At 71.5% G+C, this 24,013-nt stretch carries 20 protein-coding genes; 14 read left to right on the top strand and 6 right to left on the bottom strand.

Annotated elements, in window-relative coordinates; translation table 11 throughout:
• Positions 1 to 24 precede the first annotated feature (24 nt).
• Positions 25 to 1,821 carry a sensor histidine kinase gene (locus KXC43_RS40950; protein ID WP_221381649.1) on the bottom strand — a complete coding sequence of 599 codons (1,797 nt, stop codon included), beginning with the start codon at positions 1,819 to 1,821 and terminating at the stop codon, positions 25 to 27.
• A gap of 74 nt (positions 1,822 to 1,895) precedes the next feature.
• Here KXC43_RS40950 and ku point away from each other — a divergent pair, with 74 nt between their 5' ends.
• Together ku and KXC43_RS40940 are read left to right on the top strand one after the other, a co-directional pair.
• Positions 1,896 to 2,846: a non-homologous end joining protein Ku gene (gene ku, locus KXC43_RS40945; RefSeq protein ID WP_221381648.1), complete on the top strand. Its 951-nt coding sequence runs from the start codon at positions 1,896 to 1,898 to the stop codon at positions 2,844 to 2,846.
• Between the two features lie 9 nt (positions 2,847 to 2,855).
• Positions 2,856 to 3,224: a hypothetical protein gene (locus KXC43_RS40940; RefSeq protein WP_221381647.1), complete on the top strand. Its 369-nt coding sequence runs from the start codon at positions 2,856 to 2,858 to the stop codon at positions 3,222 to 3,224.
• 8 nt (positions 3,225 to 3,232) lie between these two features.
• On the opposite strand, the gene KXC43_RS40935 is transcribed toward KXC43_RS40940, so the two are convergent.
• Positions 3,233 to 3,835, bottom strand: coding sequence for an acyltransferase (locus tag KXC43_RS40935; RefSeq protein ID WP_221381646.1), 603 nt, complete (start codon positions 3,833 to 3,835; stop codon positions 3,233 to 3,235).
• 290 nt (positions 3,836 to 4,125) lie between these two features.
• Between KXC43_RS40935 and KXC43_RS40930 the strand changes: the two genes are divergently transcribed.
• The 12 genes from KXC43_RS40930 (at position 4,126) to KXC43_RS40875 (ending at position 16,364) form a co-directional block, all read left to right on the top strand.
• Positions 4,126 to 5,190: a Gfo/Idh/MocA family protein gene (locus tag KXC43_RS40930; RefSeq protein ID WP_308129490.1), complete on the top strand. Its 1,065-nt coding sequence runs from the start codon at positions 4,126 to 4,128 to the stop codon at positions 5,188 to 5,190.
• A gap of 5 nt (positions 5,191 to 5,195) precedes the next feature.
• The gene (locus tag KXC43_RS40925; RefSeq protein ID WP_308129489.1) at positions 5,196 to 6,152 is read left to right on the top strand and encodes an NAD-dependent epimerase/dehydratase family protein; all 957 of its coding nucleotides are present in this window, start codon (positions 5,196 to 5,198) and stop codon (positions 6,150 to 6,152) included.
• Entirely contained in the window at positions 6,134 to 7,273 is a 1,140-nt protein-coding gene (locus tag KXC43_RS40920; protein ID WP_308129488.1) for a DegT/DnrJ/EryC1/StrS family aminotransferase, read from the top strand. Before KXC43_RS40925 ends, KXC43_RS40920 begins: the two co-directional genes overlap by 19 nt.
• A complete protein-coding gene (locus KXC43_RS40915) occupies positions 7,270 to 7,908 on the top strand; it encodes an acetyltransferase (RefSeq protein ID WP_221381643.1) in 639 nt (212 codons plus the stop codon). Before KXC43_RS40920 ends, KXC43_RS40915 begins: the two co-directional genes overlap by 4 nt.
• Positions 7,909 to 7,911: 3 nt before the next feature.
• Positions 7,912 to 9,000 (top strand): DegT/DnrJ/EryC1/StrS family aminotransferase, encoded by a 1,089-nt coding sequence (locus tag KXC43_RS40910; RefSeq protein WP_221381642.1) that lies wholly within the window; start codon positions 7,912 to 7,914, stop codon positions 8,998 to 9,000.
• A 5-nt stretch (positions 9,001 to 9,005) separates the two neighbouring features.
• The gene (locus KXC43_RS40905; RefSeq protein ID WP_221381641.1) at positions 9,006 to 10,271 is read left to right on the top strand and encodes an MFS transporter; all 1,266 of its coding nucleotides are present in this window, start codon (positions 9,006 to 9,008) and stop codon (positions 10,269 to 10,271) included.
• Positions 10,268 to 11,287, top strand: a complete 1,020-nt coding sequence (locus tag KXC43_RS40900; RefSeq protein ID WP_221381640.1) for a hypothetical protein — start codon at positions 10,268 to 10,270, stop codon at positions 11,285 to 11,287. The genes KXC43_RS40905 and KXC43_RS40900 overlap by 4 nt, the downstream gene beginning before the upstream one ends.
• Entirely contained in the window at positions 11,284 to 12,171 is an 888-nt protein-coding gene (locus tag KXC43_RS40895) for a DUF6492 family protein (RefSeq protein WP_221381639.1), read from the top strand. Before KXC43_RS40900 ends, KXC43_RS40895 begins: the two co-directional genes overlap by 4 nt.
• Positions 12,172 to 12,176: 5 nt before the next feature.
• A complete protein-coding gene (locus tag KXC43_RS40890) occupies positions 12,177 to 13,364 on the top strand; it encodes a glycosyltransferase (protein WP_221381638.1) in 1,188 nt (395 codons plus the stop codon).
• A complete protein-coding gene (locus tag KXC43_RS40885; RefSeq protein ID WP_221381637.1) occupies positions 13,352 to 14,599 on the top strand; it encodes a glycosyltransferase family 4 protein in 1,248 nt (415 codons plus the stop codon). Before KXC43_RS40890 ends, KXC43_RS40885 begins: the two co-directional genes overlap by 13 nt.
• A 75-nt stretch (positions 14,600 to 14,674) precedes the next feature.
• Positions 14,675 to 15,169, top strand: coding sequence for a SigE family RNA polymerase sigma factor (locus KXC43_RS40880; RefSeq protein ID WP_221381636.1), 495 nt, complete (start codon positions 14,675 to 14,677; stop codon positions 15,167 to 15,169).
• A 10-nt stretch (positions 15,170 to 15,179) separates the two neighbouring features.
• On the top strand, positions 15,180 to 16,364 hold the full coding sequence (locus tag KXC43_RS40875; RefSeq protein WP_221381635.1) for a hypothetical protein: 1,185 nt from the start codon (positions 15,180 to 15,182) through the stop codon (positions 16,362 to 16,364).
• 46 nt (positions 16,365 to 16,410) lie between these two features.
• Here KXC43_RS40875 and KXC43_RS40870 read toward each other — a convergent pair whose 3' ends face one another.
• The 4 genes from KXC43_RS40870 to KXC43_RS40855 all read right to left on the bottom strand — a co-directional run bounded on the left by KXC43_RS40870 (position 16,411) and on the right by KXC43_RS40855 (position 23,914).
• The gene (locus tag KXC43_RS40870; RefSeq protein ID WP_221381634.1) at positions 16,411 to 17,847 is read right to left on the bottom strand and encodes a lipopolysaccharide biosynthesis protein; all 1,437 of its coding nucleotides are present in this window, start codon (positions 17,845 to 17,847) and stop codon (positions 16,411 to 16,413) included.
• A 3-nt stretch (positions 17,848 to 17,850) separates the two neighbouring features.
• Positions 17,851 to 21,564, bottom strand: a complete 3,714-nt coding sequence (locus KXC43_RS52455) for a DUF4082 domain-containing protein (RefSeq protein ID WP_221381633.1) — start codon at positions 21,562 to 21,564, stop codon at positions 17,851 to 17,853.
• Positions 21,565 to 21,658: 94 nt separating this feature from the next.
• Positions 21,659 to 23,083, bottom strand: coding sequence for an O-antigen ligase family protein (locus tag KXC43_RS40860; protein WP_308129493.1), 1,425 nt, complete (start codon positions 23,081 to 23,083; stop codon positions 21,659 to 21,661).
• A gap of 12 nt (positions 23,084 to 23,095) precedes the next feature.
• Positions 23,096 to 23,914, bottom strand: coding sequence for a hypothetical protein (locus KXC43_RS40855; RefSeq protein ID WP_221381631.1), 819 nt, complete (start codon positions 23,912 to 23,914; stop codon positions 23,096 to 23,098).
• Positions 23,915 to 24,013 lie beyond the last annotated feature (99 nt).

The following is a 24,013-nucleotide window of genomic DNA, read 5'->3' as shown; positions in this document are numbered from 1 at the left end:
CGCACCCCGGTGTGCCGGGCGCGATCAGTGCGGCGTGGGCACTCGTGAGTGTTCCGGGACGGTGAACCAGAAGACGCTGCCGCCGGACGGGTTGGCATCGACGCCGACGTCGCCGTGGTGCCGCTCCACGATGCGATGCACGATGGCCAGCCCCAGGCCCGTACCCGGATAGTTCTCGCTGCCCCCGACCCGGGTGAACGCGTCGAACACGGCCGCGCGGTCCCGGTCCGGGATGCCGATGCCGTTGTCGCTCACCTCGCACCGCCACTGCCCGCCCTCGGCCGGCAGGCAGGTGACCCGCACCCGGGGCTCCCGGTCGGGCGGTGTGTACTTGATGGCGTTGCCGATGAGGTTGTCCAGCACCTGGCGCAGCAGCGTCGGATCGCCGGAGACGGTGGGCAGCTCGCCCACCTCGACCGCGGCCGGCCGGTCGGCGGCCCGGTCGCGGGCCACGTCCTCGGCCAGGCGGTGCAGATCGACGGGGACGGTGGCCATGGGCCGGTTCTCGGCGGTCGCGTAGTCGAGCAGGTCGTCGATCAGCACCCGCATGTTGTCGGCGCCCCTGCGCAGCCGGGCCAGGAAGTCGCGCTGCGTGCTGTCGAGCTGGTCGAAGGCCTCCTCGTGCAGGAAGTCGGCGTACCCCATGATGCGGGCCAGCGGGCTGCGCAGGTCGTGCGCCACGACGCCGGCGAAGCCGACCAGCTCGGTCTCGCGCTGCCGCAGCCTTTTCTCGATTTCCTCACGCTGAGCGATGTCGTTGCGCAACGCGGCCGTGGCTTCGTCGACCCGTCGTAGCGCCCGGTCACGGGAGCCCACGATGCTGCCGGTGAGCGCGACCAGCAGGGCGGCGAGCACCAGACCGATCAGCCACGCGATCCGGTCGAGGCCGCGGTCGGTGCCGGCGAGCAGCCGATGGGTCGCCTCGACGCGCAGGTTCCAGCTGCGCTGAGCCACCGGCACGGTGGTGTCGAGCGACCCCGCCGCGGGATCGAGCCGCGCGTCCGGCTGGGATCGGGCCATCGGGATGGGATCACCGGAGGCCCCGTCGAGCAGGGTGACCGCGACCGTGTCCCCGGCCGCGCCGGCCACCGCCTCCTGCAGGAAGTCGCCACCGCGAGTGCCCAGCGTGAGCCACCCGCGGAAGCGGCCGTTGTCGGGCGCGGTGGGGGAGGCGGCGTAGACCGGAGCGACGAACACGAACCCCAGCTGGCGCTGTTCGGGCGGCAGGCCGGCGTCCTTGAGCAGCCGGTAGGTGCGGCTGACGGCCACCCGGCGCTCGCGTTCGGCGAAGTCCATCGCCTCCACCGCCTCGGGCGACCTCGACAGATCCAGTCCGACCGAGGAGTCCGTTTCGTCCAGCGACTTGGCCAGGACAATGAAACGGTGCGTGCCCTCACCGGTCGGGCGCAACGTCAGGCCGGGCGAGCCGAGCTCCCGCCATTGGCTCTGCCGTGCCGACACAGCTGAGTGCGGGGTGCGAACCACGAAGGCCAGACCGGTGGCGCCGGGCAGGCGCTGACGGTCGACGGCGGCGGTGATCGCGGTGAACTCGGCCGTTTCGAGCTGGGACTGCGCGCCGATGGCGGCGGCCAGGTCGATCAGCGACGTCGCGTAGCGGTCGACCTCGGCCTCGATGGCCTGGGAGATGATGGACGTCCGCTGGTTCAGGGCGCGGGTGAGGCGGTCCTGCTCGATCCGGCTCAGCGCGAGGGCGGCCAGGCCGGTGCCGACCAGCCCGACGACGGCGACCAGCACCAGCGCCACCACGGAACGGTTGAGCCCGGCCCACCGGGGCGGGCCGTCCGTGGCGCTGCGGATCACACTTTCCGACGTTACGCCGGATATGCGGAGCGCACGGCGGGTTCGGTCAGGCCTTTGCCGGGTACTGCCGTCCCATGGCACGACCGATCTGGACCGGCGCGATCACGTTCGGCCTGGTGTCCGTCCCGGTGGCGATGTACTCGGCCACCCACGAGCACGAGGTGAGCTTCCACCAGTTCGAGAAGGGCACGGCGGACCGCATCCGGTACCGGCGCGTCAACGAACGTACGGGCAAGGAAGTGGACTTCGACGACATCGTCAAGGGCGCCGACGTCGGCGGCGGCGACTACGTCCTGCTCGACCAGGACGAGCTCGACTCGGTCGCGCCCGGCCGCTCCCGCAGCCTGGACATCCACCGCTTCGTGGAGCTCGCCGAGATCGACCCGCTCTACTACCAGAAGACGTACTGGCTCGGGCCCGGAAGCGAAGAAACCGCCAAGGTGTACGGCTTGCTGCGCGACGCGATGGCCGACACCGGCCGGGCGGCCATCGGCACGCTCGTCATGCGCGGCAAGGAATACCTGACCACGATCCGCGCCGAGGACAGCCTGCTGGTGCTCCACACGATGTACTTCGCCGACGAGGTGCGCGACCCGCAGGAGCAGATCGACGACCTGCCCCGCCGCAACACGGCCAAACCGGCCGAGGTGCACATGGCCCAGCAGCTCATCGACTCCATGTCCGGCCCGTGGAAGCCCGCCGACTTCCGCGACACCTACACCGACCGCGTCAACAAGCTCATCAAGGCCAAGCACAAGGGCAAAGAGATCAAGACGGCCGACCCCGCCCCCGACCCCACGGCCGCGTCCGACCTCTTCGAGGTCCTGCGCCGCAGCGTCGAAGCGGCCTCGAAGCGCCGCAATACCAAAACCCCAAGCGCAAAGGCGAAGCCTGCCGACCTCAAGTCCCTGTCGAAGACGGAACTGAACAAGCTGGCCCGCGACCTCGGCGTGCCCGGCCGGTCAAAGCTCGCCCGCCCCGACCTGGAAAAAGCCGTACGCAAGGCTCAGCGCCAAGCGGCCTAGCATCGACTCATGGAGAACCTGCGCGGCGGACGGCTGTCGCTGCGGCTCGACGCGCTCTACTGCGCGATCGTGGCGGCATCGCTCCTCGCCTTCCTCGACCCGCTTTCCCGTACGCTCGGACTCCGCCCCTCGGCCACGGCCGCGCTCGCGGCCGGCGTCGCCGCCTGGGCCTTCGCCCTCTACCGGGCATCCAGCCGTCCCCGGCTGCGCCGCACCCTCATGGTGGTGCTCGCCGCCAACGCAGCCGCCGCCACGCTGATAGCCACCTTCGCCGCGATCCGCCCGTGGCAGGGCTGGTTCACCATCCTCGTCGCCGCCGTGGCTCTCGAGGTGACCGCCTTCGCCGTCAGCCAGGCCGCCGCCCTGCGCCGCCGGTAGGGGCGGCGTCAGCGTTCGGTCAGCTGTCCGGCCGACTCGGTGTGTTCGGCTCCGGTCTCGGGGCAGATCCAGATGCCGTCGCCCTTGGGTGTCAGCGGACGGCCCGCCCGGCCGACCCAGCCGACGCGGCGGGCCGGGACGCCGACGACCAAGGCGAAGTCGGGCACGTCCTTGGTGACGACCGCGCCGGCGGCGACCAGGGCCCAGCGGCCGACGGTGACCGGAGCCACGCAGACCGCCCGGGCGCCGATGGCGGCGCCCTCGCCGATGGTCACGCCGACGGCTGTCCAGTCGTCGCCGGACTTCAGGCGGCCGTCGGGGGTCACGGCGCGCGGGTACTCGTCGTTCGTCAGGACCGCGGCCGGGCCGATGAAGACGCCGTCGGCCAGGCGGGCCGGCTCGTAGACGAGGGCGTGGTTCTGAAGCTTCACGTTGCGGCCGAGGGTGACGCCGGGGCCGACGTAGGCGCCGCGGCCCACGTTGCAGCCGGCGCCCAGGGTGGCGTCCTCGCGGATCTGCGCCAGATGCCAGATCCGGGTGCCGGGGCCGATTTCGGCGCGTTCGTCCACGTCGGCCGTCGGGGCGATCGTCACTCCGTCGCGGTTGTTCATACGCTGTCCTTTCCGGACATTCGGCGGCGTGCCAGCCTAATGACCGCAACGCCCTTCGCGACACCGGAACATCGACAGATCGGCTCACTCTGAACCGATGGTCGTCGGCCGGCCCGGCCGAGAGGCGGATCCCGGTGTCCGAAGGTACCGGGCCGCCTCCCGGCTTCCGACGGATTTCCGGCAGTGCTCTGGCGGCGGACGGCGACGCATCGATAGCTTTCCGTCGAACGCACCGTCCACCGTGCACCGAACCGTGCCGTTCCCGCAGAACCCAACGAAACGGGATGTCCGTGACTGTTCGACCACCCGCACCGATCGGCGTAGCCGTCGTCGGAGCCGGTTACTGGGGCCCCAATCTCGTCCGCAACTTCCAGGGCACGCCGGCCTTCCGGCTGCGGTGGCTGTGCGACCTGGACGTCGACCGGGCCCGCCGGGTCCTCGGCGGCTATTCGACCGTGCGGGTCACCGCAAGCCTCGACGAGGTGCTGGCTGACCCCGAGGTGCACGCCGTCGCCATCGCCACCCCGGCCGGCACCCACCTTCCGGTCGCGCTGGCCGCTCTGCGCGCCGGCAAGCACGTCCTGGTCGAGAAGCCCCTCGCCGCCACGTACGCCGAGGGTCTGCAGCTGGTCGAGGAGGCCGCCGAGCGCGGTCTGACGCTGATGTGCGACCACACCTACTGCTACACGCCGGCCGTGCTGCGCATCCGCGAGATGCTGCACTCGGGCGAGCTGGGCGAGCTGCACTTCCTAGACTCGGTGCGGATCAACCTGGGTCTGGTGCAACGCGACATCGACGTGGTCTGGGACCTCGCGCCGCACGATCTGTCCATCCTCGACTTCGTACTTCCCCCGGGCGTACGACCCGTGGCCGTGGCTGCCCACGGGGCCGACGGCATCGGCGCGGGCCGCGCCTGCGTCGCCTATCTGACGCTCGAGCTGAACAACGGCGCCATCGCGCACATCCACGTCAACTGGCTCTCCCCGGTCAAGATCCGCACGACGATCGTGGGCGGCTCGAAGCGCACCCTGGTCTGGGACGACCTGAACCCGAGCCAGCGGATCGCCGTCTACGACCGCGGCGTCGACGTGGCCTCGCCCGACGAGCTGGGCGACGAGCAGCGTCGCGACATGCTGGTCTCGTACCGCTCGGGCGACATGGTCGCGCCCGCCCTGCTCGAGCGCGAGGCGTTGCGCACCATGGTCGACGAGTACGCGCGGGCCATCACCACCGGCACGCCGGCGCTGACCGACGGCCGGTCGGGTCTGCGGGTGCTGGAGATTCTGCAGGCCGCCTCGGTCAGCCTGGCCGAGGGCGGCACGATGATCAAACTCGATGAAGGGCGCATGGCGTGACGGGCGTGGAAATTGAGGGTGCACGGGTCCTCGTCACCGGCGGGGCGGGCACGATCGGCTCGCACGTCGTCGACGAGCTGGTCCGCGGGGGCGCGGCCGAGATCGTGGTGCTCGACAACTTCGTACGCGGGCGCCGGGAGAACTTGACCTGGGCCACCGGGAACGGGCCGGTCGTCACCGTGGACGGCGACATCCGCGACCGTGACCTCGTGCGGAAAAGCACCGAGGGCAAGGACCTGGTGTTCCACCTGGCCGCCATCCGGATCACGCAGTGCGCCGAGGAGCCCCGGCTGGCCAACGAGGTGCTGGTCGACGGCACCTTCAACGTCGTCGAGGCGGCGGCCGAGGCGGGCGTCAGGAAGCTCATCGCCTCGTCGTCGGCGTCGGTCTACGGCCTGGCCGAGCAGTTCCCGACGACCGAGCGCCACCACCCCTACAACAACGACACGTTCTACGGCGCGGCCAAGGCGTTCAACGAGGCGACTCTGCGCAGCTTCCACGCCATGAAGGGCCTCGACTACGTCGCCCTGCGCTACTTCAACGTGTACGGGCCGCGGATGGACATCTACGGCCTGTACACCGAGGTGCTGATCCGCTGGATGGAGCGCATCGAATCGGGCGCCCCGCCGCTGATCCTGGGCGACGGTCTGGCCACGATGGACTTCGTGCACGTGGCCGACATCGCCCGGGCCAACATCCTGGCCGCCCGGGCCGACGTCACCGACGAGGTGTTCAACGTGGCCAGCGGCGCCGAGACCAGCCTGCGCGAGCTGGCCCAGGCGCTCAGCGACGTCATGAAGTCCGACCTCGCGCCCGAGTTCGGCCCGGCCCGGGCGGTCAACGGCGTCACCCGCCGCCTGGCCGACACCAGCGCCGCCGCCGACAGGCTCGGCTTCCGCGCTTCCTTGAATTTGCACGAGGGCCTCGAAGGCCTCGTCGACTGGTGGCGGTCATCGCGATGATCCCGGTGATGATTCCGATGCTCGGCGAGGAGGAAGCCCAGGCGGCCGCCGACGCGGTTCGGTCCGGCTGGGTCGCTCAGGGCCCTCGGGTCAAGCGCTTCGAGCAGGATTTCGCGTCCACCGTCGGCGCCGCCCACGGCGTGGCCACCAGCTCGTGCACCACCGCGCTGCACCTGGCGCTGGTGTTGCTCGACATCGAGCCGGGCGACGAGGTCATCGTGCCGTCGCTGTCGTTCATCGCCACGGCCAACGCGGTCCGCTACGTGGGGGCGACGCCCGTCTTCGCCGATGTCGAACTGGCCACGGGCAACGTCACGGTCGAAACTCTGGATTCCGTCCGTACGCCGAGGACCCGGGCGGTCATCGCCGTGCACCAGGGCGGGGTCCCGTTCGACACCGCCGCCCTGCGCAAGGCGGCCGACGGCTGGGGTGTCCACCTGGTCGAGGACGCTGCCTGCGCGGCCGGCTCCATGGCGTACGGGCAACCCGTGGGCGCCGGGGCAACGGTGGCGGCCTGGTCGTTCCACCCGCGCAAGCTGCTCACGACGGGCGAGGGCGGCATGGTCACGGTCGACGACGCCGCGCACGCCACGCGGTTGCGACGGCTGCGTGAGCACGGCATGAACGTCTCCGCCGCCGACCGGCACGCCAGCTCCCAGCCGGTGCTCGAGGCCTACCTCGAGACCGCCTACAACTACCGGATGACCGACATCCAGGCGGCGATCGGGCTCGTGCAGCTGGGCCGCCTGGCCGGCCTGGTCGCCCAGCGCCGTTCGTTGGCTGCGCGCTACCACGAACTGCTGTCCGGCATCGACGGCTTGGAGCCGGTGCGCGACCCCGCCTACGGCCGAACCAACTACCAATCGTTCTGGGTGCTGGTCGGCGATCAATACAAGAGCAGCCGCGACGAGGTGCTGGCCGAACTGGCCGCCCGGGGTGTCTCGGCCCGGCGCGGCATCATGGCGGCTCACCTCGAACCCGCGTACGCCGATGTCACCCCGGCGCCGCTGCCGGCGACCGAGCGGTTGACCCGCAACTCGCTGATCCTGCCGCTGCACCACGCGCTGACCGCCGACAACCAGGAGCACATCGTCTCCGTCCTGCGTGAGCTCTCCCGGTGAACAGCCTCGTCATCGTCGGCGCCGGCGGCTTCGCCCGGGAGACCGCGGCCGCCGCGGGCCAGGACTGGAAGGTCGTGGGCTTCGTCGACGACGACCCGGCCCTGCACGGCGCCAGCCGATCGGGTCTGCCGATCCTGGGCGCGATCGACAGCGTGCGCGACATGCCGGAGGTCGAAGTCGTGGTCTGCGTGGGCAATCCGCGCAACTTCACCGCCCGCCGCGGCATCGTCGAGCGCCTCGGCCTGCCCGGCGACCGGTACGCCACGGTGGTGCACCCGCTCGCGTCGGTCGGCGCGGGCAGCCGGATCGGCCCCGGCACCGTGCTGCTGGCCGGCACGGTGCTGACCGCCGACGTCTCCGTCGGATCGCACGTGGCGGTCATGCCGCAGGCCGTGCTCACCCACGACGACCAGGTCGGCGACTACGGCACGATCGCCTCGGGGGTGCGCCTCGGCGGCGGCGTGATCACCGACGAGGGCGCGTACATCGGCGCCGGCGCTCTGATCCGCGAGGGCGTGAAGGTCGGCGCCTGGTCCCTGGTCGGCATGGGCTCGGTCGTGCTGCACGACGTGCCCGCCGGCGAGGTCTGGGCCGGCAACCCGGCCCGCCTGATCCGCCCACTCACGAGGAGCTAGAACATGTCCCGGATCCCGCTCGTCGACCTCGCCGCCGCTCACGCGGAGGTGGCCGAGGAGGTCGAGGTCGGATTCAAGCGCGTCCTCGCGGCCACCGCCTTCGTGGGTGGTCCCGAGGTCGCGGCGTTCGAGCAGGAGTATGCGGCCTTCAGCGGCGTGCGGCACTGCGTCGGCGTGGCGAACGGCACCGACGCCCTCGAACTCGCCTTGCGTGCCGTCGGCGCCGGGCCCGGCAGCGAGGTGATCCTGCCGGCCAACACGTTCATCGCCACGGCCGAGGCGGTCGCTCGCACCGGCGCCCGGCCCGTGCTGGTCGACTGCGACCCTCGTACGTACCTGATCGACACCGAGGCCGCTCTGGCCGCGGTCACCCCCGCCACCAAGGCGATCGCGCCCGTGCACCTCTACGGCCAGATGGCCGACGTCGAGCGCCTGCGTGCGAGCGGTGTGGCGATCGTCGAGGACGCCGCCCAGAGCCAGGGCGCCACCCGCCACGGCCGTCCTGCGGGTGCCGGCGGCATCGCGGCTACCAGCTTCTATCCGGGCAAGAACCTCGGCGCGTACGGCGATGCGGGCGCCGTGGTGACCTCCTCCGAGGAATGGGCCACCACGGTGCGCACGCTGGGCAGTCACGGCGGCCTGGAGAAGTACCGGCACGATCTGATCGGCATGAACAGCCGGCTCGACGCCTTGCAGGCAGTCGTGCTGCGGGCCAAGCTGACCCGCCTGGCCGACGGCAACGCCCGCCGCCGGGCCGCCGCCGCCCGCTACCACGAGCTCCTGTCCGATGTGGACGTCGTGCGCCCGGCCACCGACGAGGGCAACGAGCACGTCTGGCACATCTACTGCGTACGGGTCCCCGACGGCCGCCGCGACGAGGTGCTGAAGAGCCTGAACGAGGCCGGCATCGGCGCGGGCATCCACTACCCGGTCCCGGTGCACAAAACCGTTGCCTTCGCCCATCTCGGCGGCGTCTTCCCGAACGCCGAGGCGGCCGCCCCCGAGATCCTGTCCCTGCCCATCTACCCCCAGATCACGCCCGGCCAGCAGGCCCGGGTGGCCGAGGCGCTGGCCGCCGCCCTCGAGGCCTGACCTTCGTGTACGTCACCCTGCGGGACCGTCCCGGCGCCGGCCAGGGGCCGGCGACCGGCCGTGTCGTGCGGCGGGTCTCGTCGACGGTCGTTCTGCTCGGCACGGTCAGCCTCCTGACCGACGTGTCGTCCGAGATGGTGGCGTCGGTCCTGCCGCTCTACCTCACGGCCGTGGTCGGGCTCAGTCCGGTCGCCTACGGCTTCCTGGACGGCGTTCATCAGGGTGTGAGCGCCTTCGTGCGCATCGCCGGCGGCTACGCGGGTGACCGTGGCGGCCGGCCCAAGTGGGTCGCGGTCCTCGGGTACGGCGTGTCCACGATCAGCCGCATCGCGATGCTGCCGGCTGCCGGCTTCGCCGCCATCACCGCGGTGGTCACCGGCGACCGGTTGGGCAAGGGATTGCGTACGGCTCCTCGCGACGCCCTCATCGCCGAGGCGTCCGATCCGAGCATGCTGGGCCGGTCGTTCGGTGTGCACCGGGCGCTCGACACGATCGGCGCCGCGCTCGGCCCGCTCGTGGCGTTCGCCCTGCTGGCCGCCGTGCCCGGCAGTTACGACTCCATCTTCGTCGTGTCGTTCGCCTTCGCGCTGGCCGGGCTGGCCGTCCTCGTGCTGTTCGTGCCCGATCTGCGCACTGCGGCCGGAACAGCCCGCATCGGCCTGCGCCGGGCCCTGCGCGAGGTCAGCGGTCACCGGCTGCGGCGCCCCCTGCTCGCCGCGGGCCTGCTCGGCCTGCTGACCGTCGGCGACGGGTTCCTCTACCTGTCGCTGCAGGAACGCGACGACTTCGCCGCCATCTACTTCCCCCTGCTCTACGTCGGCACGAACGTCGCCTATCTGGCGCTCGCCGTGCCGCTGGGCCGGTTGTCCGACCGGGTGGGCCGCGGCCGGGTGCTGGTCGCCGGGCACGGCGCGCTGCTCGCCTGCTACCTGTTGGCGGCGCTGCCGGCCGGGGGCACCGGCCTGACGATCGTCGTCCTGCTGCTGCTCGGTGTCTTCTACGCGGCCACCGACGGGGTGCTGCCCGCCCTGATCAGCCGGCTCGTGCCCGGCGAGACGCGGGGGAGCGGCATCGCGGCAGCCCAGACCGTCGTGGCGCTGGCCCGCTTCGCATCCTCCGTGCTTTTCGGTCTGCTGTGGGCGCTGCAGGGTCCGAGCCGGTCTCTGGTGCTCTTCGCGGTGCTGCTGACGGCCGCCGTGCCCGTCGCCGCTTGGCTGTTGCGGGGAATCGGCCGCGAGGAAGAAGAGCGTGCCCAGGAGGTTCGACCGTGACGCTCCGCGTCCGGGTGGCCCTGCTGGTCGCTCTGCTGATCGCCGTCGGGCTCGGGGCGGGCGGCTACGTCTGGAACGTCCGGCAGAGTCAGGCCCAGAACCGGGCCGCCGCGCCCGTGGTGGCCCGGGGCGGCGACCTCGTGTCCTTCCGGGGCACGCCACATCTGGTCTTCCGCAGCACCGCGCTGGGCAACGAGTACGGCCGGGTCGCGGTGGTGCCGCTCGCCGCGCCCGCCGGGCCGCGTGCGTTCACCCCGGCCGCCTGCGAGCGTGTCTACGCCACCGCCGAGGACGCGATCTGCCTGTCGGCCGAGCGCGGCATCGTCACCAGGTACCGGGCGCAGCTGCTCGCCGCCGACTGGTCACCGGCGCGGGATCTGCCGTTGACCGGGCTGCCCAGCCGGGCCCGGCTCTCCCGGGACGGCTCGCTCGCCGCCACCACGACGTTCGTCTTCGGCGACTCCTACGCCAATCCGGGACAGTTCTCCACCCGTACGCTCGTGACCCGCACCGACGGCGAGGTCGTCGGCGACATCGAGAAGTTCGCCCTGACGGTCGAGGGCAGGACGGTCACGGCGGCCGACAAGAACCTCTGGGGCGTCACGTTCGCCGACGACGACCGTTTCTACGCCACCGCAGCCTCGGGCGGGAAGACCTGGCTGGTCGAGGGCAGCCTCAGCCGTCGTACGGTGAAGGCACTGCGCCGCGACGTGGAGTGCCCGTCGTTGTCGCCCGACCGCACCCGCGTCGCCTTCAAGAAGCGCGGTGATCTGCCGCCCGGCCGCTGGCGTCTGGCCGTCCACGACCTGCGGACCGGGGCCGAGACAATCTCGTCCGAGCAGCGCAGCGTCGACGACCAGGTCGAGTGGCTCGACGATTCCACCCTCATCTACGGACTGCCACGTACCGACACCAACGGCGCCGCCACCAGCGACGTCTGGCGGGTCCCGGCCGACGGCAGCGGACCTCCGCTGGTTCTCGTGCCGGACGCCTGGTCGCCGGCGGTCGTGCGATGACGAACGGAGAGACCGTGCCGCGACTGGCCATCATCACCCCGAGCTACGCGCCCGACTTCGAGCTCTGCGCCGACCTCCACGCGTCCGTGCGGGCCTTCGTACCCGAGGTCGAGCACCACATCATCGTGCCGCGACGTGATCTCGCCCGCTTCCGTTCCCTGACGGGCCGTCGGACGCAGGTGCACGATGTCGCGGAGTACCTGCCCCGGACGTTCCTGACCCTCCCCGCTGTCAACGGCTGGGTCAACGCCCGCCGCCCGTTCCCGCCGATCCGGGGCTGGATCGCCCAGCAGATCGTCAAGCTCGCGGCGGCGGCCCGCCTCGAGGCCGACGTGGCGCTGCTGATCGACTCGGACATCGAGGTGATCCGCCCGTTCGGCGCGGACACCTACCGCCGCGACGGGACGACCCGCTTCTTCCGCAAGCCCGGTGCGGTCCACGACGGGATGCCGCGCCACCTCGTCTGGCACGAAGCTGCTCGCCGGATGCTCGGGCTGCCGCCCGGCCGGCCGCCGTACACCGACTACATCTGCGCTCCGGCGCCGTGGGACCCCGCGATCGTCCGGGGCCTGCTGGCCCGGGTCGAGGAGGTGGCCGGCCGCCCCTGGCCCACCGTCGTCGGCGCCGAGCTGCACTTCTCCGAGCTGATTCTGTACGGCGTCTACGTCGACGAGCTGCTCGGCGCCCCGGCTACCGGCTACCCGAGCGACGACATGCTGTGCCCGCAGTACTTCGACGAGGTTCCGCTCGACGAGGCGGGTCTCACGGCGTTCCTCGACCGGGTGCGCCCGGCGGACATCGCCGTGATGATCTCGGCGAAGTCGGGGACGCCCATCGCCCTCCGGCGGGCCGCGCTGGCCGCCTTCGCGGCGAAGAGGCGGTGACGGCAATGCCCGAAGCCCCGCTGATCGTGCTGGGGGCCGGCACGCCGTGGGACGGTGTGCCCGGCACTGATCGCCGCATGGCCGCCGAACTGCTGCGGCACTCCCGGGTGCTGTGGGTCGATCCGGCGTTCTCGGTGGTGACCCGGCAGGGACTGCGCCAGGGGACGGCCCGGCGGTTCGGGCCCAGCCTCGACGAACCGGAACCGGGACTGATCCGGCTCCGGCCGGTCGCGCCGCCCCTGCACACCCGCCGGCAGATGCGCGCCGTGACCCGAGCGATCCTGCGGGCTCAGATCGACCACGCGCTGCGGCGGCTGGGACAACGCCCGCACGCGGTGATCGACTCCCGGATGGGCCGGATGCTCCGCGGCTGGGAGCCGGGCGTGCGCCGGGTCCTCTACGGCACGGACGACTTCGTCGGCGGCGCCGAACTCATGGGCGGTGATGCCGACGAGGTTCGCCGCGACGAACGGGTCTCGCTCGACAACGCCGACGTTGTCCTGGCCGTCTCGCCGACCCTGGCCGAACGCTGGCGAGGGCTCGGCGCGCGCGACGTCGTGCTGCTGCCCAACGGGGTCACGATTCCCCAGCCCGGCGACCCCGGCGACGTGGTGCCCGATGCCGGATTGCCTCATCCGGTCGCCGGCGTGGTCGGACAGCTCTCGGCCCGCATCGATTTCTACCTGCTCGAGGCGCTCAGCGACGCGGGCGTCTCGCTGCTGCTCGTCGGCCCCCGCGACCCGCGGTGGGAACCGCTGCGCTTCGAACGGCTCGTCGACCGGCCGAACGTCGTGTGGACCGACCGGCAACCGCACAGCGCGCTGCCGGGCTGGCTGCGGCAGATGGACGTCGGCGTCACGCCCTACGCGGACTCGGCCTTCAACCGCGCCTCTTTCCCGCTGAAGACCTTGGAGTACCTGGCCGCTGGGTTGCCCGCGGTCAGCACCGATCTGCCGGCCACGCGCTGGCTCGGCACCGGCCTGATCACCGTCGCCGGCCGCGACGGCTTCGTGGCGGCCGTCCGCGTGGGCGCGCGGCAGGCATCCGATCCGGCTCTGATCGCCGACCGGCGCGCGTTCGCCGCCCAGCATTCGTGGCGGGTACGGGGCGAGCAGCTCGCGTCCGTCCTCGGCCTGACCACCACCCCGGCCGACCGGCCCGGCACGGAGGAGACGCCCGCATGGCAGAGCTGAACGTCCTGGTCTATCCGCACGCCATGGAGGTCGGCGGCAGCCAGCTCAACGCGATCGAACTGGCCGCCGCCGTACGCGACCTGGGCCACCGCGTCGCCGTCATCGGCGAGGACGGCCCGCTGGCCGAGCGCATCCACGCGCTCGGCCTGGAACACCTGCCGCTGCCGTCGAAGCGCCGCCGCCCGTCCCCCTCGGTCGCCGGCCACCTGCGGTCGCTGGTACGCAGCCGTGGCCTGAACGTCGTGCACGGCTACGAATGGCCGCCCGCCCTGGAGGCCGCGGCCGCGGCGTACGGCAACCGGGGCGCCGCCGCCGTCTGCACCGTCATGTCGATGGCCGTAGCGCCGTTCCTGCCCGCCACGATGCCTCTCGTGGTCGGCACCGCCGCCCTCCGGAAGCACACCGCGTCCCGGCGGCCCGGCCCGGTGCACCTCATCGAGCCACCCGTCGACGTCCGCGAGAACGCCCCCGGCTTTCCCGCCGGCGACTTCCGGGCCGAGCACGGCCTCGACGGGTCCCTGCTGCTCGGCGTGGTCTGCCGCCTCGTGCCGGAACTCAAGCTCGAGGGCCTGCTGACCGCCATCGACGTCGTGGGCCGGCTCGCCGCCGACCACCCGCTGCAGCTCGTGGTGGTCGGCGACGGCCCGGCCCGCGACCAGGTGGCCGACCACGCCCGCAAGGCCAACGCCGAGGCCGGAAGGACGGCGGTGGTGCTCACCGGCCAGCTGATGGATCCCCGTCCCGCGTACGCGGCGGCGGACATCATGCTCGGCATGGGCGGCTCGGCGCTGCGAGCCCTGGCCTTCGGCAAGCCCCTGGTGGTGCAGGGGGAGCGCGGCTTCTGGGAACTGCTCACCCGGGAGAGCTGCCCGCTCTTCCTGGAGCAGGGCTGGTACGGCATCGGCGACGGCGCCGGCGGGGCCGGGGCGCTGACTGCCGTCCTGCGCCGGCTGCTCGGCGACCCGGCGCTACGCGAGCGGCTCGGCCGCTACGGGCGCGAGCTGTCGGTCGAACGCTTCAGCCTGCAGCGCGCCGCCCAGGTGCAGGAAGAGATCTACCGTACGGCGCTGGCGTCAGCCGCCGACGGCGGCCAGACCCGGGCCGGCCTGCGCTCGGCGGCCGGACTGATCAGCTACAAGGTGCGCCGCCGCTACGAAGGCATGCGCGGCACAGCCGCCCGAGACGACTTCAACGCCGCCGTCCTGGCCAGGGCCACGTCGACCGGCCGCAGCTGAGTCCGGCTCCCGTGCAACCCTCGACGCTGTTGCCGACGACAGAAAGGATGACAGCGGCCGGCGGAGGGGAGCGGGATGCGTCCCGATGAGGAACGGGAGTACGTGGAGTTCGTGCGGGCGCGCCTGACCCGGCTGCACCGCACGGCCTACCTGCTCTGCGGTGACGGGCACCGGGCGGACGACATCGTCCAGGCCGCGCTGACCGATCTCTACGTGCACTGGAAGCGGGCCGCCGCGGCGGACAACCTCGACGGGTACGTGCATCGCATCCTGGTGCGGCGCTACCTCGACGACCGGCGGCGGCCGTGGTCGCGGGTGCGGCTGGGCGACCTCACACCGGAGGCCGCCGCGGTGGCGGGCGCCGAGCGGGGTGTCGAGGATCGCGACGAGCTCCTCACCGCCTTGCGCTCGCTGCCGAAGGGCCAGCGGGCGGTGCTGGTGCTGCGCTTCCTGGCCGACCTGTCGGTCGAGGACACGGCCCGTGCCCTCGCCTGCTCGGTCGGCAACGTCAAGAGCCAGAGCGCGCGCGGGCTGGCCGCCCTGCGCGAACAGATGCCGGTGCGAGGGTGAGGAGTCGGGCATGACGGACGACCAGGATCTGCTGGACCGGTTCAAGACCGCGGAGGGCCCCGTCTCCCGGGTCACCGTGGAGACAGCGGTGGCCGCCGGCCGCCGCCGGACGGCACGGCGACGGGCGGCGCGAGCCGGCTGCGGCGCGGTGCTGGTGGCAGGAGCCGCCCTCGCGGTTCCGGCGCTGCTGCCGGACGCGAGCGACGGACCGGCGGTCACCTCGGGCACCGGTAGAACGAGCTGCGCGGCGAATCGGTTGCCGGCGCCGCCCGGGCTGACGAACGTCTGGGCGGTCACCGTCGATCCGACCGGCCGCTACATCGCCGGCTACGCCGTCACCGGCAACCTCGACATCGACCCGGTCACGCGGAAATTCACCGGTACCGCACCCTCCCGGCCGGTGCTCTGGACGGACGGACAGGCTACGACGCTACCCGCGCCGCTGCGGGCGGTCGAGCCGACCGGAGTCAACGCCGACGGTGTCGTGGTCGCCGTAGCGGGCGATCAGAAGCGTTTCGACTCCGTCCTGCGCTACGTGGACGGGGTGCCGGAAAAGGCGGTGCTGCCGGCCGGGCAGTGGGAGGTGCACCCGTACGCCAAGATCAACGCGCGCGGCGACATCCTCATCACCGTGGTCCCGGCCGGAAAGCCGGACAGCGAAGGCGTCGTCCTGCTCTGGAAGGCGGGCTCGCGCACGGCGAAGCGGATGCCGCTGCCGGTCGGCGCCGACGGCAAGGCGCTCACGGACAGCGGCGCCGTCGTGGGTGACCGGCTGGGATCGCGCGGCGACCAGCTGAGCGCTTACCTGTGGGACGAGCGCGGCAACGGCCGCAAGCTGCCGACGCCGCACGGTCAGCAGGGCTCGGTCAACACCGGGCGGGGGGACTGGGCGGTCGGCAACGTGTGGCCTTCCGGGACGGTGATCCGGTGGAACCTGAGCACCGGTGAGACCACACCCATCGAGCTGCACGCCCCGGCCCACGCGATCAACAGTCACGGCTGGATCGTCACCGACGGGACGCTGATGCGAGACGACGTCACCGTCGAGCTCTCCCCGGTGGCCCCCGGCGAGGTGGGCTTGCCGGTCGATGTGGCGGACAACGGCACGGTCGTCGGCTCGATCCCGGCCGAGTCCGAGGACAGACTGACCACGGTGAGCCGGGGCCCGGTCAGCTGGCCCTGCGGTCCGAAGTGAGCCCGGCGGCACGGCGCGGGTGCCCGGCCGGCAAGACGCTGGGCGTTCAGCCGGCGCGCAGGCTGCGCAGCGTGGCGCGCAGGCGGTAGACGAGCGTGCCGATCGCCGCCAGGCTGACTGCTCCCGCCACCACCAGGGCGAGCAGGTCCACCGAGATCGAGGCGGCCGCTGCCCAGGCGGCAGCGCCAACGGCGGCTGCGGCGGCCAGGGGAAGCAGAAGCTGCCGGGTGAACGCGCTGGGCGGCACCTGCACCCGGTTGAGTTCGCGGAGGTAGAGCGGCAACACCACCACGAGCGCGACGGCGAACTGGGCGGCCGCTGCGCCCGGGGCTCCGGCGAGGTGGGCGCCGGCCAGGACGGCCGGGATCAGGGCGACCAGCCAGACGACCTGGACGGTGAAGACGACCCGGGTGTCGGCCAGGACCACGAAGTAGTCGTAGACCAGCTCGAACAGGATGCGCAGCATCGCCAGCAGGCCCAGCCAGGGCAGCACCGCCGCCGCGGATTGCCAGGCCGGACCGTACACGAAGCGGATGAGCGGGTCGGCCGAGGCGGCCAGCAGCACGCAGACCGGCAGGGTCACCGACGCGAGCAGGCCCGCTGTCGACAGGAAAGTGCGGCGCATGGCCGGCGGGTCGTGCTGCAGGCGGGCCAGGGCGGCCGGGGCGACCGCCCGCACCGGCTGGGAGAAGACCGAGATCGGCCAGTTGGACAGGTTGCTCGCGAGGACGTAGAGGCCGAGCGGCACCGGGCCGAGGACGATGCCGACGATGAGCCGGTCGACGTTGCCGACCGCGAACACCACGATGCTCGAACCGGCCAGCGGCAGACCGAACTTCAGCAGGGCGGCGGCCTTCTCACGGTCGAAGCCGAGCCGGACCGCGCGCGGCTCGAACGCGACGAACAGCACCGCGCCGACGAGCGAGCCGGTGATGTGCCCGACGGCCAGGCTCATGGCCCCCATGCCGGTCAGCGCGCAGCCGATCGAGGTGAGCGCGCCGGCCCAGGTCGAGGCCTGGTCGGCGATCATCTTGAGGCCCTGCTTGAACTCGCGCTGCAGCATGGCGACCGGCGTGGCCACCAGGCCGCTGAACACGACGGCGAGGGTCAGCAGCCGCACCACCGGCACCGCCTCGGGGTCGCCCATCGCCGCTGCGAAGGCGGGCGCCCCGAGGTAACAGCCGAGGTAGATCAGCGCGCTGGCGCCCAGCGAGAGCGTGGCCACGGTGGGCGCGATCTCGCGGGGGTCGCCGGGCCAGCGCACGATGGCGAGGCTGACGCCGAGCTCGTTGAAGCTGAGCACCGCGACGAGGGCCACCATCGCCACGGCGTACGTGCCGAACTCCTCCGGCCCCAGGATGCGGGCCAGGGCGATGCCGATGGCGAGGGTGCTCAGCCGCCCGATCGCCGTGCTGGCGAAGCTGAAGCCGAGCGCACGACCGGCCCGCGAGATCAGGGTCCGATCGTCGACCGAGGAAGACATGGGTCAGGAGCCCTCCGGTTCGAAGTAGACGTCCACCCAGAAGTTGTGGTTGGCCGCTCCGTTCGGGAAGTCCCGCGCGCCGTACCGGTACAGGCCGCCACCGGCCGGGATGTGGAGCGGCGGCTTGTCGACACCGTCGTGGTAGAGGCCGTTGATGTCAGCCGCGTAGTTGCCCGTCGTGGTGTGGTAGGAAGCGACGTAGGTGGTGCCGGCGGTCACGTCGACCGGCGTGGCGAACCGGACGCTCTGCCAGCCGGAAGCCGTCTCACCCGGGAACACGGCCGACGCCATCTCCTGCCCGGTGGCCGACCACAGGGTGCCCGTGTGGGTGCCGGTGTTGCTCGCGCCCTTGTAGAACCGCAGGCCGGTGATGCTCCCGTCGACGTCAGCGGTGAAGCGCGCGCCGACCTCGATCTCGGCCGGGTCGTTCCAGGCCGCGTTGGCCGGCGTGGCACCGGCGGCGAAGAGGTTCACCCCGGTCGGCAGGACGACGGGATCGGTCGGCGTGGGCGTGGGCGTGGGCGTCGGTGTCGGGGAGGGCGTGGGGGTGGGCTCGGGGCCGTCGCCCGGGCGGAACAGCGGGTCCACCCAGTAGTTGGTGTTGTGGTACGAGCTCTGCGGGTAGCCCGCGCCGCCGTACCGGAAGACGCCGTTGCCGCCGCCGGGTGCGCTCAGCGTGCCCGCGCTGTTGGTCCAGGCCGTGTCGAAGAAGTTCTCGTCGTACGCGTAATTGCCGTTGGGCGCGAAGTAGGAGAGGACGTACGTGGTGCCCGCGGCGACGTCGGCCGGCGCGGCGAAGACGGCCGTCTGCCAGCCCGAGCCGCTGCCCGACGGGAACGTCACCTGGGCCATCGGCGACTGATCGGGACCCCACAGGGTGCCCGTGTGCGTGCCGGTGTTGCCCGGTCCCTGATAGAACCGCAGTCCCACGATCTCGCCGGACACCGACGGGGTGAACCGCACGCCGAGCTCCAGTGGGCTCGTGTCGCCGAACGCCGCCGGATGCGCGGGCACGGCGTCGGTCGCGAACAGCTTGTGCACGCTGGGGTCGAGCTCGGTCTGGAACGACCAGATCTTCGGCTCCTCGGCCGGGTGACCGGTGGTGTCGGTCGCGGTCACCGAGGCCGTGTACCCGGCGGCTGCAGCCAGCGGCGCGGCCGGGGTGAAGGTGGCCGTCCGGGTCGCGGCGGCGTAGCTGGTCGTGCCGGCCACGGTCGCGCCCTCGGTGTTCTTCAGGGTGAAGTCGATCGACGAGGTCGTCACCGCCTTGGAGAAGACCGCCTTGAGCGAGGCCGACACGGGCACGCCGTTGGCGTTGGCCAGCGGCGTGGTGGCGACCACGACCGGCGCGGCGTCGGCACTGGGCACGAAGCGCACGTCGACGTAGTAGTTGGTGTCGTCCCACGTGCGGTCGGGGAAGACGGAGCCGTACCCGAAGACCCCGTTCGGCTCGTCCTGGGTCGAGCGTCGTGCGGTCAGCGGCCCGGCGTCGTGGTCGGCGGCGCTGAAGAAGCGCGAATCGGCGGCGTAGTGGCCGTTGGGGGCGTGGTAGGACGCCACGTACTTGGTGCCGGCGTAGACGTTGACCGGCTGGCTGAAGACGAGCGTCTGCCATCCGGTGGCCGTCTCGTCGACGAACGTGCCGGATTCGATCTCGGAGCCGCCGGCGCTCCAGAGTGTGCCGGTGTGCGTGCCGGTGTTGCCGGAGCCCTTGTAGAAGCGGATACCGGTGACGAAGCCGTCGACCTCGGGCTCGAAGCGGATGCCCAGCTCGAGGCTGGTGCTGTCGTCGGCGGAGTCGGTGGCGGGCACCCGGGCGCCGAGCAGAGTGTTGGGACCGGTGAGCGTGAACTGCCGGGTGACCGCGACGCCGGCGTTGACGCTGTCGTCGATCGCGCGGACCTGGACGACCTGCGAGCCGACGCCCTCGGTGAAGAAGGAGTACGACCAGGACGACGTGCCGGTGGCGGGATGCCACCTCTGGCCGCCGTCGGTGGAGACCTCCACACCGGCGACCCGGCCTCCGCTGTCGGCGGCGGTTCCGGTCAGCGTGACCTTCGCGCCGTTGGCGACCGTGCTTGTCTGAGCCGAGGGCGAGATGACGGTGACGGTCGGGGCGGTTGTGTCGGCCGAGGCTGACGCCGGGTCGAGCTCGTCCATCAGGGCGCCCGGCTGCACGCCCATGTCGGCCAGCAGGTTGACGGTGGCCTGCTGCATCCGCGGATCGACCGGCTCGACCTCGCCGTCGTGGTAGGTGTCGAGGGCCCACGACCACTGGATCGAGCCCGCCGAGAACACGAGCGCGTTGCCGGCCGCGCGGTACATCGTCGTGTGGTGCGTGGTGGTGCCCGCGGCGACATTCTTGCCGAAGTCCTGGAGGTATTCGTCGGTGGGCCCGGTCGTCGTGGACAGCCGGATCAGCCCGGCCGGCCGGAAGCCGTTGTCGAGGTCCTCGTCCGACTCGTAGCCGACAGTGTGGGGGGCCATGGTCGTGGTCTGGGTGGTGGACAGGCCGGCGCCGCGCCACAGGCGGTACCGTCCCTGGTCGGCCGGCACCTGCAGCGCCAGGTCGACCGAGTTGGCCATGTACGCCGTGCCGGTGAGGGCGTTCTCGGGCCGCCCGCCGCCGTTGGTGGACGTCATGAACCGCGGGTCGCGCCAGGTGCCGGTCCACTCGGCCGGGACGTCCTCGATGCGGTCGTCGGCCCAGGTCTCCTTGAAGCAGACCAGCGTGCGGTAGGCCGTGTTGCTGCCGTCCTTGCTGGATTCCATGCGGGTACGCCAGTAGGCCTCGTTGCCGCTGAAGAAGGCCAGGTTGACCCCGGCGTCGCGGGCCGCCTCGACGTTGGCCCGCGCGTTGCCCGACCAGTACTCGTCGTGGCCGACCGACAGGAACACCTGGTGGTTCTTGATGAGCGCGCCGCGCCGGTCGGAGTCGACGTTGGTGGTGTAGCTGACGTCGTAGCCGTTGCGCTCCAGGAAGCGCAGCATCGGGTACTCGTTGCTGAACAGGAAGTCGCGCCCGGCCATGAGCCCGCGGGTGTTGAACGGGCGGTTGTAGCTCACCTTGAAGGCCCGGCCGTTGTCGCCGCCCTCGTAGAAGCTGGATCCGCCGTACGTGTTGTAGGCGTGCCAGGTCGCGTCGGAGGTCTGAAGGAGCAGGTCCGAGGTGCCGGCGTCGTTGCGGACGATGAAGGGCACGTGGCTGGCACCGCCGCCGGTGCGGTTGAGTTTGGCGATGTAGACACCCGAGACAGCCGTGGCCGGGACGTTCCAGAAGGCGGAGATGGCCCAGTTGCCGCAGTCGTAGAGCTCGACGTTCGTCTGCTCCACGCAGGACTGCGGTTGCGTCTGGGGGAGTGGCACCGAGGGTGTGACGTCGGTGATGAAGCGTGCGCCGTCGCCGTCGTAGTAGCCGAGCCGGTAGACCTTGATGCCGTACGTGGATCCGGGCGCTTTGATCTTGAAGTTGATCCGCTGACCGGCGTTCACGCTGATGTCGGTCGCGAAGCCCTGGATGTCCTCGTCGCCGGCGCCGGAGATGTCCCACTCCTCGTTGGACGTGCCGTCCTTGCTGTTCTCGCAGATGATCGGGTTGACCACCGGGTTGCACGGGTCGGCCGCAGCCGACTCGCCCGGGATGGCGACCAGCCCCACGGTGGTTGCCAGCAGGATGGCAGCCGCAGCCCGCAGGAGCCGCTTGACCCGATCATTCATCTCCGTCGCCTCTCCACAGTCCAGCCACTGTGGACGCTATTGGTGCGACCGGTTCCGAGACTCCGCTCATCGGCCGGTTGTTTCGCCGAACGCGTCAGGGATTCGGCGAAGCGGCGGATGCCGGCGGCCGGACGGTGGACCGTTGTCCGGCTTCCTGTCCGAAGCGGTTGGGCGCCGACGTCCGCACGGTTCGCTGGGGATGCGTGAAACGCCAGACCGCGGCGCATCCGCCGACCATCAACCACAGGATCGTGGCGTACGTGGTGAAGCTGAACGAATCGAAGGTGAAGGCCACCACGATGCCGATCAACTGGGTCGAGGCCAGGGCCGCGCAGAGGTGCTTGTCGACCTCGCGGGAGGCTCGGCGCACCGCCATGACGGCCAGGGTGAAGGCCGTTATGTGGATGAGCGCGAGCGCCGCCACGCCGACGATCCCGGTGGTGAGGGCCTGAGCGAACCATTGATTGTCGAGATACTGATACTGCGGCGAGACCCACGTGCCGGTGCCCCGGCCGAACCAGGGCCGCTGCACGAAGTACGTGTAGATCATGTCGTAGCGGTCGGTCCGCGAGGTCACGCTGGGGTCTTCGCCGGCGCCGGTGAACAGCCCCCAGACCGTCTCGATGAGCCCGGGCTTGGCCACGGTCATGCCGGCCAGCAGCGTCGTGGCCAGGACGAGCATGTTGTAACGCATCCGCCAGGTCCACACCGGCACCATCACGAGCAACGCCAGCGCCGCCGCGAGAAAGCCGGTGCGCGACACCGTGGCCGGGATGCCCGCCGCGACCATCAGAGCCAGGACGAAGAAGATCTGCCGGGCCCGGCGGGTGGCCGCGAACCGGGCGAAGTGGATGGCGAACGGCAGCGCGGTCGCCATCACGGCGCTGAACTCGATGTAGTGCATCGTGGTGCTGGCCACCCGGATCCCCGAGCCGCGGATCTCGAAGCCGGGCACGAAGCCCAGCGGCTCGAGGCCCGGCACCATGAGGTAGACGGTGACGTCGGTCCACAGCACGAACTGCAGCAGCCCGACGACTCCCATGAAAGCGGCGCAACAGACGAACACCTTCAGGACGAGTCCGAGGCGGGACCAGTTGGGCATGCCGTCCGCCACGATCAGCGCCACCCCGATGAAGGCGGCGGTGTACAGCATCGTCCGGTCGGCGTTGTTGGCCTCCATCGTGGTCAGCCCGCGCAGATATCCCACGGCGTACGAACCCAGCGTGGAGAGCACGTAAAGCAGGATCACCCAGCGCAGTGGCTGCGGACCGATCATGGCCAGCCGGGGGCTGAACCGGGCCAGGACCCACCAGCAGAACAGCAGGACGGCGATGATCAGACCGGGCCGGCCCAGGGCCGTCATGTTCGGCACGATCAGCTTGGCCGGTATGAGCATGAGCAGGCAGAGCATCAGGCCGAGCAGGACCGCCGCGTCGACGTAGGTGAAGCGGCGCCGCGAGGCGTAGGCGCCCCGGGCGAGCCGGGACGGCTCGAGGTCGTCCGGGTGCAGCAGCGACACCGTCAAGAGGGCTTACCCCTTGTCGTCCGGGGTCCGTTGGTTCGGCCGCAGCCGCACCGTACGGTCCTCGCCGATCACGATGGCCTGGGTTTCATCGGCCGACTTGCTGCGGGGCCGTGGCACATCGACCTGCCGGTTGACCACGGCATGCCCGTTGAGCGGAACGACGGGATCAGGCGCAGGTGACGCGGCGGGCTCGGGTGCCGCGACCGGTTCGCGCGGCTTCCGCCGGCGGAGAAGCGCGTCGAACGCGATGGTGAGGGCCACGGTGAGCAGCAGGCCGATGCCGCCGATCGCGACCAGGGCGCGCTTGACCTTCGACGTCGACTCGGTCACGTTGTCGCCCAGGTCGAGCTGCCGGATGGTGACCAGCTGGTCCTTGGGCGCTCCGTACTCGTTCTGCAGGGCCCGGACGCTGGCCTCGAACCGCTTGATCAGCTCTTCGGCCGTCGAGGAGGCCTGCCGGTCGGTGTGCCCGATCACCTCGAACGTGACGATGGGCAGGGACTGATCGAGCTCGAGCGTGAAATCGTCCGAGAAGCCGGCCTTGGCGAGCACCTCGACGACCTTCTGGTCCTGGACGGTCAGCATCCCGGCCTTGCCGAGCGAGCTGACGCCGAGGTCGAGCCACGGATTCTTCGGCTGCGGCGCCTTGCTGTCGGTCAGGCGGGGCGTCACCGCGGGGGGAACGAGCTGCACGTAGCTTGTCGCGATGTAGTCGGGCTCGATACGCGAGGCGGCCATCAGCGTGCCCGCGACGGTGAACAGCAGCAGGGGCCCGGAGATGTACCAACGCCGGAACAACAGCTTGGTGAGGTCCCAGAAGTCCACTACCGTCCTCTCGCCACGGTCACGCGAGGAAGGCGGTCTGCCCACTGTGTGCCCCCGTGACTGGTTCAGTGTCTTCGCCCGCCCGCGGTCACCGCAAGG

Source organism: Paractinoplanes polyasparticus (genome assembly GCF_019710575.1).
Taxonomy (GTDB): domain Bacteria; phylum Actinomycetota; class Actinomycetes; order Mycobacteriales; family Micromonosporaceae; genus Actinoplanes; species Actinoplanes polyasparticus.
This window is presented reverse-complemented; position numbering and strand designations above follow the sequence as displayed.